The 12085-nt window shown below is 68.0% G+C and carries 10 protein-coding genes; 4 read left to right on the top strand and 6 right to left on the bottom strand.

Features of this window, described 5'->3' with window-relative positions; translation table 11 throughout:
• Positions 1-2: 2 nt before the first annotated feature.
• The 5 genes from LZD57_RS12320 to LZD57_RS12300 form a co-directional block, all read right to left on the bottom strand.
• A complete protein-coding gene (locus tag LZD57_RS12320; protein ID WP_233718828.1) occupies positions 3-944 on the bottom strand; it encodes a DUF6963 family protein in 942 nt (313 codons plus the stop codon).
• A complete protein-coding gene (locus LZD57_RS12315) occupies positions 941-2647 on the bottom strand; it encodes an ABC transporter ATP-binding protein (protein ID WP_233718826.1) in 1707 nt (568 codons plus the stop codon). The genes LZD57_RS12320 and LZD57_RS12315 overlap by 4 nt, the downstream gene beginning before the upstream one ends.
• Positions 2647-3537: an ABC transporter permease gene (locus LZD57_RS12310; protein ID WP_233718824.1), complete on the bottom strand. Its 891-nt coding sequence runs from the start codon at positions 3535-3537 to the stop codon at positions 2647-2649. The genes LZD57_RS12315 and LZD57_RS12310 overlap by 1 nt, the downstream gene beginning before the upstream one ends.
• Positions 3538-3540: 3 nt before the next feature.
• Entirely contained in the window at positions 3541-4464 is a 924-nt protein-coding gene (locus LZD57_RS12305; RefSeq protein WP_233718823.1) for an ABC transporter permease, read from the bottom strand.
• 78 nt (positions 4465-4542) lie between these two features.
• Positions 4543-6102: an ABC transporter substrate-binding protein gene (locus LZD57_RS12300; protein ID WP_233718822.1), complete on the bottom strand. Its 1560-nt coding sequence runs from the start codon at positions 6100-6102 to the stop codon at positions 4543-4545.
• Between LZD57_RS12300 and LZD57_RS12295 the strand changes: the two genes are divergently transcribed.
• Positions 6095-6379, top strand: coding sequence for a hypothetical protein (locus LZD57_RS12295; protein ID WP_233718821.1), 285 nt, complete (start codon positions 6095-6097; stop codon positions 6377-6379). The two genes, LZD57_RS12300 and LZD57_RS12295, sit on opposite strands and share 8 nt — an antisense overlap.
• Before the next feature lie 53 nt (positions 6380-6432).
• On the opposite strand, the gene LZD57_RS12290 is transcribed toward LZD57_RS12295, so the two are convergent.
• Complete coding sequence (locus tag LZD57_RS12290; RefSeq protein ID WP_233718820.1) at positions 6433-7278, bottom strand: MurR/RpiR family transcriptional regulator; 846 nt, start codon at positions 7276-7278, stop codon at positions 6433-6435.
• Positions 7279-7704: 426 nt separating this feature from the next.
• Between LZD57_RS12290 and LZD57_RS12285 the strand changes: the two genes are divergently transcribed.
• Genes LZD57_RS12285 through LZD57_RS12275 form a run of 3 tightly spaced genes read left to right on the top strand, consistent with a single transcriptional unit; the run spans position 7705 to position 12055 of the window.
• Complete coding sequence (locus tag LZD57_RS12285; protein WP_233718819.1) at positions 7705-10068, top strand: xanthine dehydrogenase family protein molybdopterin-binding subunit; 2364 nt, start codon at positions 7705-7707, stop codon at positions 10066-10068.
• Positions 10065-10895 (top strand): FAD binding domain-containing protein, encoded by an 831-nt coding sequence (locus LZD57_RS12280; RefSeq protein WP_233718818.1) that lies wholly within the window; start codon positions 10065-10067, stop codon positions 10893-10895. The genes LZD57_RS12285 and LZD57_RS12280 overlap by 4 nt, the downstream gene beginning before the upstream one ends.
• On the top strand, positions 10892-12055 hold the full coding sequence (locus LZD57_RS12275) for a 2Fe-2S iron-sulfur cluster-binding protein (protein WP_233718817.1): 1164 nt from the start codon (positions 10892-10894) through the stop codon (positions 12053-12055). The genes LZD57_RS12280 and LZD57_RS12275 overlap by 4 nt, the downstream gene beginning before the upstream one ends.
• Positions 12056-12085: the final 30 nt, after the last annotated feature.

Below are 12085 nucleotides of genomic sequence, written 5' to 3'. Positions count from 1 at the left end.
GGCTACGGACCGGGCCTGCGCGCTGACCATCGGATCGGGGCCCGGGGGCGGCCGTTCACGGAGACGATCCTTCGGCCCTCTGTTACGAGGAACGGTTCGTCGAGGCAGCAGCCGATCTTTTGTCCGGATCGCCAGACGGGGGCGCGGTAACCGCTTCCGCACGACCAGGGACCTCGGGGCTCGCCGTCGCCGATCAGCAGGACGGTCTCGATCGCGCCCATGTCGGAAAGGACGATCCCGGCCTCCTCGCCGAAGACGACGGGCGTGCCCGCTCGAAGATCGAGCGCGCCGGCGATCGGCGCTGGCGGGATCATCGCCCCGAGGATGAGTTCGGCAAGAAGCGGCGCGAGGCTTTCGCTCGGCCATATCCCGTTGTGCAGGATGGCGACGCGCGCGGTCTCGTCGTCGGATTCGCGGGTGATGCCGCCCCGATCGCCGAAGCGCGCGAGGAAAGCGGTGTCGGCGGCAAAGACGCTGCCGTCGGCCGAAAGCGCGATCAGCCCGGCATCGGCGCCGGGATTGGCTTTCACTACCGCTTCCGCGGCGTCGCGCGGCGAGGCGCCTGCGATCATCGCCGCGAGAACCGCCTCGCCGAGCGACCGTCCGTCCGGCCCCCCGTTGTTCGGAAAGCGATGGCCGGTGACGAGCCCCGTGCCGGTGGCGGCGGGCGTGAACTGCGACAGTGGCTCCGGCCGGTTCGGTCCGCTGGACATCAGGACGACGGACGGCGCTTCCAGCACGGCCTGCGCAACCCGATCACGTTCCAGAAGCGCCGTTGCGCCGCCATCCTGAATTTCGGCCCGGTGGATCTGACCGTCGGAAGCGAGCGCCGCGACGCTGACGAAGCCGCCGATCGCGCCGGAGGCAAAGCCTTCGACCGCGCGAAGGGAGGACAGGATGGCCCGGCCCGCGGCCGGACCGTGTGCGGCTATGCCGATGGTCACGCAAGAATCCAATGCTCGTCGCCGACGGCGCGCCATTCCCCCGCCGTCTCCAGGGCCGGCACTTCGATCTCAGCCGCCGCGTGACGGCGCTCGCCGCGCCGTGCCGGATCCGGGACGGGGGCGGCGGCGATCAGCGAGCGGGTGTAGGGATGTCTCGGCCGCTCCAGGACGTCGGCCGCAGCGCCGAGTTCGACGATGCGCCCCTTGCGCATGACCGCGACGCGATGGGCGATGCGCCGGACCACCGCGAGATCGTGGGTGATGAAGAGATAGGCCAGAGCCTCCGCCTCCTGCAGTTCGATCATCAGGTCGAGAATCTTCGCCTGGACCGAAACGTCGAGGGCCGAGGTCGGCTCGTCGGCGACGATGATCCGGGGATTGACGGCGAGTGCACGGGCGATCGCCACCCGCTGGCGCTGCCCGCCGGAGAGTTCGTGCGGCATGCGACCGGCCATCGCGGCGGCGAGGCCGGCCCGTTCGAGCAGGGCCCCCACCCGCTCGCGGATCTTCCGGCGGTCGGCACCGCCCGCGACGATCATCGGCTCGGCGATGGTCCGGCCGATGGAAAAGCGCGGATCGAGGGACGCGTAGGGATCCTGGAAGATCATCTGGATCGCCCGGCGCACCCGGCGCAGACCTCGGCCGGAAAGACGCGTGATGTCTTCGCCGGCGACGACGACGCGGCCCTCGTCCACCGTTTCGAGGCGCATCGCCAAACGTCCGAGGGTGGATTTGCCCGAGCCGCTCTCCCCGACGAGTGCCAGGGTCTCGCCCGCCCGCACGGTGAGACTCACGCCGTCCACCGCCTTCAGCGGCGCCTTGGCAAAGAAGAAGCCGCCGCCGCCGAAACTGCGGCTGACCGTTTCCAGCCGCAGCACCGACGAGCCGAACGCCCCGGCACCGACCCGGCGCGGCGGATCGTCGAGGGTCGGCACCGCCGCGAGGAGCCTGCGGGTGTAGTCCGCCTGCGGAGCGGCGAAAATCGCAGTGCAATCGCCCTCCTCCACCACTTTGCCGCCGCGCATCACCACGACGCGGTCGGCCATCTCGGCGACGACGCCCATGTCGTGGGTGATCAGGAGGAGGCTGGTATCGAGGTCGCGCACCATGTCGCGCAAGAGGTCGAGGATCTGCGCCTGGATGGTGACGTCGAGTGCCGTCGTCGGCTCGTCGGCGATGAGCAATGCGGGTTTCAGCGCCATCATCATCGCGATCATCACGCGCTGGCGCATGCCGCCGGAGAACTCGTGCGGATATTGGCGAAGCCGCCGGGCCGCATCGTCGATGCCGGTTCGCTCGAGCATGGCGATCGCGCGCTTGCGGCTTTCGGCTTGCGACAGCTTCTCGTGGACGATCAGCGCCTCGACGAGCTGCTCGCCGATGGTCAGGACCGGATTGAGCGAGGTCATCGGTTCCTGGAAGATCATGCCGATGCGCGCGCCCCGGACCGAGCGCAATTGCGCGTCGCCGCACTTCAGGAGATCTTCGCCCTCGAACAGGATCCGCCCCGATCGCACCTTGCCGCGCTCCGGCAGAAGGCCGACGATCGACAGCGCGGTCATGCTCTTTCCCGAACCGCTCTCACCGACGAGGGCGACGATCTCGCCCTTGCCGATGGCGAGATCGACCCCGTCGACCACCGGCGGCAACGTCTCCTCGGCACCAAAGCCGATCGTCAGGCCAGAAATATCGACGAGCGCCATCAGGAACGGTCCTTCGAGCGGGGATCCAGCGCCTCGCGCAGGGCATCGCCGAGGATGTTGAAGGCCAGGACGGTGAGCGCGATGGCGAGCCCCGGATAGAGCATCAGCCAGGGCGCGCGGTTGAAGAAGTCGCGGCCAGCCGAAAGCATCGCGCCCCATTCGGGCGTCGGCGGCTGGGCGCCGAGGCCGAGAAAGCTGAGGGCCGCCGCGGCAAGGATCGCATTGGAAAGCCCGAGCGTCGCAATGACGATCATCGTCGGCACGACATTCGGCAGAAGATGCAGGAACAGAAGCCGGGCATGGCCCGCGCCGGCGGCGATCGAGGCCTCGAAATAGGGCTTGCCCTCCTCGCCGAGGGCACTCGCGTAACAGGTGCGGGCGTAGAACGGCACGCCGGCGATCCCGACGGCGATCATCGCGTTTTCGAGGCTCGGCCCCAGCACCGCCACGAAGGCGAGCGCGATCAGCGTCTCGGTGAAGGAGAAGACGACGTCGGTCGAGCGCATCAGAAGCTTTTCGACGAAGCCGCCGGCATAGGCTGCGACGAGGCCGATCAGGGTCCCGACGGTCAGCGAGATCCCGACCGCGATGAGGCCGATCTGCAGTGTCAGCCGCGCGCCGTGGACGATGCGCGAGAACATGTCGCGACCGAATTCGTCGGTTCCGAGAAGATGCTCGAAGGACGGGCTGGTGAGCGGGCGCCCGGCGGCCATCTTGATCGGCGAATAGGGCGCGATCTGATCGGCAAGGAGCGCTATGGCGACGAGGGCGACGACGATGGCAAGACCGATCGCGCCGGCAGGCTGGCGCACCAGCCGCACGACGAACGGCGTCCGCCCCTTCCTCTCCTCGCGGCCGGGTGCATCGGCCGTATCGGTCACGTCGGTCATGGCTCAGCTTCTCCGGATGCGCGGATCGAGAAGCGCATAGACGGCGTCGAGGGCCAGCATCACGACGACGACGGTCGTGGCGAAGACGAGGATGAAGCCCTGGATCACCGGGTAGTCGCGCTGGAAGATCGCCTCGAGGGCGAGGCGGCCGATGCCGTTCCAGGCGAAGATGTTCTCGACCACGATCGCCCCGCCCATCATGAAGGCGAACTGCAGCCCCATGACCGTCACCACCGGGACGAGGCCGGCGCGCAGGACATGGCGACGCAGCACCCGGCTCTTGGGCAGGCCCTTGGCATGGGCCGTGCGGATGAAGTCCTGGCTCATCACGTCGATCATCGCCGAGCGCGTCATGCGCGCGACGATGGCGGCGTTGGAGAGGCCGAGCGTCAACGCCGGCAGGACGATGTTGAGCGGACCGCTGCCGGCCACCGGCAGAATGCCGAGATCGACGGCGAGCCAAAAGAGCAGCAGAAGGCCGAGCCAGAAATGCGGGATAGAGATCCCGGCGATCGCCGTCACCATCAGCACGCCGTCGAGCAGCGTACCGCGCTTGTAGGCCGCGAGGAAGCCGAGCGGCATGCCGATCAGGGTCGCGATCGCCATGGCGAGGGCGGCGAGCGCCAGCGTGTTCGGCAGGCGCTGGAGGAGCAGCTGGGCGACGGACTGCTGCCCGCGGATGGTGACGCCGAGATCACCCTGCAGAAGCCGACCGACGAAGTGGAGATACTGGACCGGGATCGGCTGGTCGAGGCCGAGGCTGGAGCGCATCGCCTCGATCTGCTCGGGGGTCGTCCCCTGGCTCTGGGCGTACATGATCTCGACCGGATCTCCGGGCACGAGATGGATCAGGAGCGTGACGGCAATGGTGGTGACGAAGATCGTCAGGAGCCCCATCGCCGCTCTCTGGCCGAGAAACCGCAGCATCGTTCGAGCCTCTTGCTGAGCGGCGAGACCGGGGCGAAGCGCCGCCCCGGCCTTTCGGTCGGTGACCGATACGCAGGATCAGTCCTTGTCGGCGATCTTCACGTCGCTGAAGATCGGATAGACGAAGGGAGCGACCTTGAAGCCCTCGACCTCGGGCCGGACCGCGAAGACCCATTCCCAGCCGGGCGTGTAGAGCGGCACGTGGATTGCCTTTTCCAGGAGATGGGCCATGACGTCCTCGACCGCCTTCCTGCGCTCGTCCTGATCGGTGAGGACGCGGGTCTTTTCCAGCATCGCGTCGAGTTCCGGCGAGGTGTAGCCGCGATAGGCGCCGGGCGAATGCCACAGGGCGTAGAGGATGTCCGGGTCGTACCAGGACCAGGTCATCATATCCATGGAGCCCTTGCCCTCGGGGTTCTCGTTCTCCTGGCGCACGCGGGCATTCATCGTGCCGATGTCCATCATCTGGATGTCGGCCTTGATCCCGACCGCGGCGAGCTGCGCCTGGAAGACCTCGGCGAGCTTGTCGCGCTTGCCGCCGGTCCAGACCAGGAGATTGACTTCGAGCGGCTTGTCCGGTGCGTAGCCCATCTCGCCCAGAAGCTCGGTGGCCTTTTCGGGATCGTATTGCGGCCGGTGTTTCGCACAGAACTCCTGGTCGTTGCCGAAGACGCCGCGCGAGATCGGGCACTGTTCGGGCATCGACAGATCGCCGTAGATCAGGCTGATCGCGGCTTCCGGATCGGTGGCGTAGGCGACCGCCTGGCGCGCCCGCACGTCGTCGAAGGGCGGCCGGTGCACGGCGAATTCGAAGAACACGTTCTGGCCGGTGTTCTCGGCCGTGACGACGTCGAGGTCGCCAGACTCCTTCAGCATCGCCACGTCGTCGAGCGGCGGCTCGGCGACGTCGATCGCCCCGGTCTTGAGGCCGGCCAGCCGCGCCTGCGGCTCGGGCACCGTCGTGATCAGCAGGCGATCCTCGTAGGGCGCGCCGGGATTGTCGGCGAGCTTGCCGAAGTTCTTGTAGTCCGGGTTCTTTTCGAGAACGATCTGGTCGCCCTTGGTCCAGCTGGCGAATTTCCAGGGGCCGGAGCCGATGGCGACGCTGGTGCCAAAGCCGTCCTTGCCCTCGTTGGAATTGCAGATGATCGAGGAGAAGCTGTCGGCTAGGAAGGGGATCAGCGCGACGAAAGGCTTTTCGAGAGTGAACTTCACCGTCGTCGGATCGACGACCTCGACCTTTTCGATCGGACCCCAGCTCGCCTTGGTGACGCTCGGGTTCGTCTCGTCGAAGGCCCGATCGACGGTGTATTTCACGTCGTTCGCATCGAGCGGCGTTCCGTCGTGGCAGACGGCCCCTTCATGCAGCTTGAAGGTATATTCGGTGCCGTCCGGGCTGGCTTCCCAGGATTCGGCGAGGTTGGGCACCGGCTTGCCGTCCTTGTCCGTCGCGAGCAGCGTGTCGTAGATCAGGCTCCAGACCTGGAGCGACAGCGTGCTGGTCGCACGGTGCGGATCGAGCGTGTCGATGTCGCCGTAGCGGGCCCAGACGATGTCTCCGGCCGAAGCCGTGGCGGGAATGGCGGTGCCTGCCACGAGAGCGAGCAGAGCGGAACCGAGGCGCGTTCGCATGGGCATGGGACGTGATCTCCTCAAGGAAGGCAGATACCGGGTGAAAGGGCACGAAGGATGGACGACAGAGCGCGGCGCGCCTGCCCCGGACGAAGTGGACGAACTTGACGAAGTGAAACGCGAGGACGAATGGCCCGGCCATCACGCCGTGCCCGGCGATCAGTGCCATGCGGTCATCCGCCATGGGAGGGATAGTATCGATCGCGCTTGGCGGGTCAATAAAGTTTCAGAAAAGGCGTTATTATTTTCATTTTTGATGGCATTTTCGCAGGAACGGCCATGAAAGGAGTCATATCCTGACGGCATCTCCTCCGGAGACGGCAGCAGGGCAAGGCTTCAAAGATCTTCCGTCAGGACCTCCCCCCATTCCTCGTGGATCCGATCGATGAACTGCAGTCGGTCGATCGCGTCCTGGCCGATGCGCAACGCCAGCGACGAGCAGAGGAAGCTCAGCAGCGAGACCGGGGCGACCACGCTGTCGAAGACGCTGGCCCCTTGCGTCCTGCACCGCAGAGTGATGGTGGCGGCGTCGTTGGCGGCGGGCGTCGCCTGATCGGTGATCAGGATCACCCCCGCCCCGGCGGCCCTGGCCGAGCGCATGATCGAGCGCAGCCCGCGCGACTTGCGGCCGACGCCGAGCGCGACGACGACGTCGGTATCCCGGATCGACGCGAACTCCTCGGGCACGGAAAAGCCGCCGATCGGGATCATCCGGATGTCCGGCTTGACCCGGATCAGCAGCGAGCGCGCGAAATGGGCGAGCGGATAGTTGTCCCCGAAACCGACGATCCAGAGCTTTTCGCCCCGGGCCAGCAAGGTGGTGGCGGCGCTGAGATCGTCCGAGCGCATCTGCTCCACGGAGCGCACGAGGTTCTGCATCTCCGTGGCGAGGTGCTGGCTGATATTCGTCGCGACGAAGCGCCTGTCGTCCAGCTTCGGACGACGGTGAGGCGCGTCGATCGCCTGGCGGGCCTCTTTCTGGGCCGTCTTCGAACTCGGATATCCGAGCCGCCTGAAGAACCTCGCCGTCGTCGCCTTCGAAACATTGGCCTTGGCGGAGAGCTCGGAGGCGGTGAGCAGCACCAGCGTATCGGGATCCTGCAGAAGGAGCTCCGCCAGACGGCGCTCGCTGCGGGTGAGATCGTCGATCACGTCGAGAATGCGTTGGGACAGAGTTTTCATGGACCATCGCATAAGTTTCAAAACTGAAACTGACAAGACGTGTCGCGAGGAAACTCTGCGCCGCCGGCGCCGCAACGGGCCGGCCGATCCCGCTCGGAGCAGGGCTCGCCCCGGTCGCTTCACTGCCGGACGATCTGTCCGGCACCTCTTCCATCTCACCATGGGCGTCGCGGGCACTCCCGAGGGCATGGACCGAAAGGCAGAGGCAGCGACTCGTATTGCTTGTCAGTATACCAATCATCAGTATAATGAAAAACTGGCATGACGGCCGATGGTCCGAACCGCGAGGGGCCGTCGGTTCCGTCGATGTCGATGCTGTGCCCGGCGACGGCGGCGGTCTACATGCACTCCCGCCGGGCCCGCCGAGCCAGGGGCAAGCGACGTCGCCGACGCGGTTTCCACCACGATTGTCCGAGGTCGATGCGGATGGATGACAGCTTGAACGACGCGCGGGCGAAATCGGCGCAGGGAGTCGGGGCCTCCGCCCTGCGGCTCGAGGACGAGCGCTACCTGTCCGGCCGGGGACGCTTCGTCGCCGACATCAAGCTCCCCGGAATGCTGGACGTCGCCTTCGTCCGCAGCCCCCTCGCCCATGCCCGCATCGGCGCGATCACCAAGCCGGAGGACGGCCGGGAAGACGTCTTCGTCGCCGCCGACCTCGCCGGCGTGAAGGGCATTCGGGCCGATTCCGGCCTCCCCGGCTTTCGCTCCTCGGTGCAGCCGATCCTCGCCGAAACCAAGGTCCGCCATGTCGGCGAAGCCATCGCCGCCTGCCTCGCGACCTCCCGTGCGAAGGCCGAGGATCTCGCCGACGCGGTGATCGTCGATCTGGAAGAACTTCCCGCCATCCATGAGATGACCACGGCGCGCGACGCCGAGATGCCCCTCGTCCACGAGCACTGGGACGAGAACGTCTTTCTGGAAACCGCCGTCGACTATGGCTTCGACGCCGCCATCGCCGGCGCAGCGGCGATTGTGAAGCGGACCTACCGCACCTCGCGCCAGTGCATGGCGCCGATGGAAGGGCGGGGCGTCGTCGCCACTTGGGACAATCAGGCCGAGCAACTCGTCGTCTACACCGCGACGCAGATGCCGCATATCGTGCGCACCGGGCTTTGCGAATGCCTCGGCCTCGCCCATGAGAAGGTGCGGGTGATCCCGCCGGATGTCGGCGGCGGCTTCGGATACAAGGGCATCCTGTCCAGCGAGGAGGTGTTCGTCGCCTTCGCGGCGATGACGCTGCGCCGGCCGGTGCGCTGGATCGAGGATCGCCGCGAGCATCTGACCGGCAACGCCAACTGCCGCGAGCACCACTACGAGATCACCGGCTATGCGGCCGCCGACGGCACGTTGCTCGCCGTCGACTGCGAGGCGATCGTCGATTCCGGCGCCTATTCGATCTATCCGTTCTCCGCCTGCCTCGAGGCGGCGCAGGTCGCCAGCATCCTGCCCGGCCCCTACCGCATGGCCGGCTATCGCTGCCGCACCTGGTCTGTGGCGACCAACAAGCCGGCCATCCTGCCCTATCGGGGCGTGGCGCGCACCGGCGTCTGCTTCGCCATGGAGCTGATGATGGACGCGCTCGCCCGTGAACTCGGCATCGAGCCGCATGCGATCCGGGCGAAGAACCTCGTGCCGCCCGAGGCCATGCCCTTCACCAACATCACGGGCAAATATTTCGACAGCGGCGATTATCCCGAGGCCCTCAGGCGCGCCGTCGAAGCGATCGACGTTCCTGCCGTCAGAGCGCGGCAGAAGGCCGGCGAGCGCGTCGGCGTCGGCTTTTCGATCTTCTGCGAACAGGGCGCCCACGGCACGTCCGTCTATGCCGGCTGGGGCATCCCGATGGTGCCGGGCGCCGAACAGGCGAGCGCCCGACTCACCCCCGATGGTGGGCTGGAACTCCGCGTCGGCGTCCAGAGCCATGGTCAGAGCCTCGAGACGACGCTCGCCCAGATCGCCCACGAGCAGCTCGGCGTGCCGATCGCCCGGGTGCGCCTCGTTCACGGCGACACGGCGCTGACGCCCTATTCCACCGGAACCTGGGGTTCGCGCTGCGCGGTCATGGCCGGCGGTGCGGTGGCCGCCGCGACCGCCAGGCTCGGCGAACGCATCAAGACGATCGCCGGCCATCTCCTGCAGGTGCCGGCCGGCGAGATCGTCTTTGCCGGCGGCATGGCCCGCACCGTCAACGGCCAGGGCGAAGTCTCCCTCGCCGAGATCGGCCGCCTCTGGTATCTCGGCCCGCAGCATCTGCCCGCAGGCGCCGAGCTCGCCGGCCTCGAAGTCACCGAGGCCTACAAGCCGGCCCGCGACACCGGCACCTTCTCCTATGCCTGCCACGCGGTCGTCGTCTCGCTCGATGCGGAGACCGGCTCGGTGCGGCTGCTCGACTACGTGATCGTCGAGGATGCCGGCGTGATGATCAATCCGATGGTCGTCGACGGCCAGGTTTTCGGCGGGGCGGCACAGGGGATCGGGACGGCGCTCTACGAGGAGATGGCCTTCGACGCCTCCGGCCAGCCCATGGCCGCGACGTTCGCCGACTACCACCTGCCGGGGGCCGCCGAGATCCCGGCGATCCGCATCCAACACATGGAATCGCCGTCGCCGCTGACCCGCTTCGGCCAGAAGGGCATCGGCGAATCCGGCGCCATCGGCCCGCCCGCCGCCATCGCCAATGCCGTGAACGACGCGCTCGCCGATCTCGGCGTCAGCATCGGCGAAGTGCCGATCAAGCCGGAACGGGTGTTGCGCGCCATTGCCGAGCGGAAGGGACAGGGAACATGAAGCCGGCGCCCTTCGACTATTCTGCGGCCACCTCCTCCGCGGATGCACGGCAGCAGCTCGTCGCGGGTGGCGGGGCGGCGAAGATCCTCGCCGGCGGCCAGTCGCTCGGGCCGATGCTCAACCTCCGGCTCGCCCGGCCGGGCCAGCTCGTCGACCTGTCGCGCGCCGGCGATCTGCGAAGCGTCACCGACGAGGGCGACACGCTGCTTTACGGTGCGGCTTTGCGCCACGCCGAATTCGAGGACGGCGACGTCGCCGACGCGACGCCGGGCTGGTTGCCGGCCATCGCGCGCGGCATCGCCTATCGCGCCGTGCGCAATCGCGGCACGATCGGCGGAAGCCTCGCTCATGCCGATCCGGCCGCCGACTGGGTGGTGACGCTGACCGCGCTCGGCGCCGAGGTGGTGATCGCCGGCCCGGATGGTGCGAAAACGCTGCCGATGACCGACTTCATCCGGGGGCCGCTGTCGACGGCGCTCGAACCCGCCGACGTCCTCACCGGCATCCGCTTGCGCAAACGACTCCCCGGCGCCCGCTGGGGCTATTGGAAATTCGCCCAGAAGGCCGGCGAGTTCGCCAAGGCCAGCGCCGCCGTGCTGATCGACGCCGAGCGTGGCGAGACCCGCATCGTCGTCGGCGCGATCGAGCGGGCGCCGATCGTCCTCGACGATCCGCAGGCGGCTCTCGCCGATCCCGAGACCGTCCTGCCGCTGCTAAAGCGCCTCACCGCGCCGAACCCGCCGGCGACCCTGGCGCTGCACGCAGCCGCGGTCCGCCGCGCCTGCCTCGCGGCGACGGCACCGAAAGACGAGGACATGCCGTCGTGACCGCCATTTCCCTGACCGTCAATGGCCGACGCCATGCCGCCGAGGTCGAGCCGCGCACCCATCTCGCCGATTTCCTGCGCGAGGATCTTCTCCTGACGGGAACCCATCTCGGCTGCGAACACGGGGTGTGCGGCGCCTGCACGCTGATGGTCGACGGCCGGCCGGTGCGCTCCTGCCTGACCTTCGCGGCAACATGCGACGGCGCCGAGGTGCAGACGGTGGAAGGCTTCGGCGAGGATCCGCTGATGACGCGGCTGCGCGGCGCCTTCAGCCGCCACCACGCACTCCAGTGCGGCTTCTGCACGCCGGGGATGCTGACCACCGCCTACGACATCGTGTGCCGGCTGCCGGAGGCCGACGAGGCGCGCATCCGCGAGGAACTCGCCGGCAATCTCTGCCGCTGCACCGGCTATGCCGGCATCGTCGCGGCCATCGCGGACGTCCTCGCCGACCCGACGCCCGCCTCGCTGCAGCCGCGGGAACGGCCGGCACTTCGCTCCAAGGACGACGGGGAGCCATCGACCGCACCTGTCAAAGCGCCTGCCAGGACAGCGGAAACCTCCTTCGCCACGTCGCTGCCGATCCCCGAGCGGATCGACGGTGGGGTGTCCCTGGAGAGGCGGCTGGCTCTGGACATCGCGCCGGACCGGCTCTGGGCGCTGCTTCAGGATTTCGAGAGCGTGGTCGGCTGCCTGCCGGGCGCCGCACTGGAAACGCCGTCGGGCTCGCCCGACGCGCCGGTGACGGGAAGCTTCACCGTCGCGATCGGGCCCATGCGGGCCAACTTCCGGGGCCGCGCCCTCGTCGCCTACGACGACGCGCGCCGGTCCGGCCGTGTCCGCGGCGCCGGCGGCGACCCCGTCAGCCGTTCGCAGGGCGAAGGCGAGATGCGCTTTGCCGTCGAGGCCGGCCAGCAGCAGAAGAAGAGTGTCCTCGTCGTCGCCCTCGTCTACCGGCTGAAAGGGCCGCTGTCGCAATTCGGCCGCCCGGCCATCGTCGCCGACGTCGTCGACAGGCTGCTCGCCCGCTTCGCCGACAACCTGGCGGCCCTCGCCGAAGGCCGGGGCCTGGTTCACGCCGCGCCGATGTCCGGCTTCGGGCTCCTTTACCAAACGATGTCGAAGAGCATGCGGACCCTGTTGGCGAAGCTGCGCGGTTGATCCACGTTGCGGCCAACGGATTTTTTCCTG

Origin of the sequence: Jiella avicenniae (assembly GCF_021390325.1) — a bacterium.
Classification (GTDB): Bacteria; Pseudomonadota; Alphaproteobacteria; order Rhizobiales; family Rhizobiaceae; genus Jiella; species Jiella avicenniae.
Note: the sequence above shows the minus strand (reverse complement) of the source record. Positions and strands in the feature narration are given on the sequence as shown.

Excerpts from the sequence above, each read along its gene's own strand:
- LZD57_RS12315 (WP_233718826.1), bottom strand. The coding sequence starts at position 2,647 with ATGGCGCTCGTCGATATTTCTGGCCTGACGATCGGCTTTGGTGCCGAG.
- LZD57_RS12310 (WP_233718824.1), bottom strand. The coding sequence starts at position 3,537 with ATGACCGACGTGACCGATACGGCCGATGCACCCGGCCGCGAGGAGAGG.
- LZD57_RS12305 (WP_233718823.1), bottom strand. The coding sequence starts at position 4,464 with ATGCTGCGGTTTCTCGGCCAGAGAGCGGCGATGGGGCTCCTGACGATC.
- LZD57_RS12295 (WP_233718821.1), top strand. The coding sequence starts at position 6,095 with ATGGGCATGGGACGTGATCTCCTCAAGGAAGGCAGATACCGGGTGAAA.
- LZD57_RS12300 (WP_233718822.1), bottom strand. The coding sequence starts at position 6,102 with ATGCCCATGCGAACGCGCCTCGGTTCCGCTCTGCTCGCTCTCGTGGCA.
- LZD57_RS12290 (WP_233718820.1), bottom strand. The coding sequence starts at position 7,278 with ATGAAAACTCTGTCCCAACGCATTCTCGACGTGATCGACGATCTCACC.
- LZD57_RS12285 (WP_233718819.1), top strand. The coding sequence starts at position 7,705 with ATGGATGACAGCTTGAACGACGCGCGGGCGAAATCGGCGCAGGGAGTC.
- LZD57_RS12280 (WP_233718818.1), top strand. The coding sequence starts at position 10,065 with ATGAAGCCGGCGCCCTTCGACTATTCTGCGGCCACCTCCTCCGCGGAT.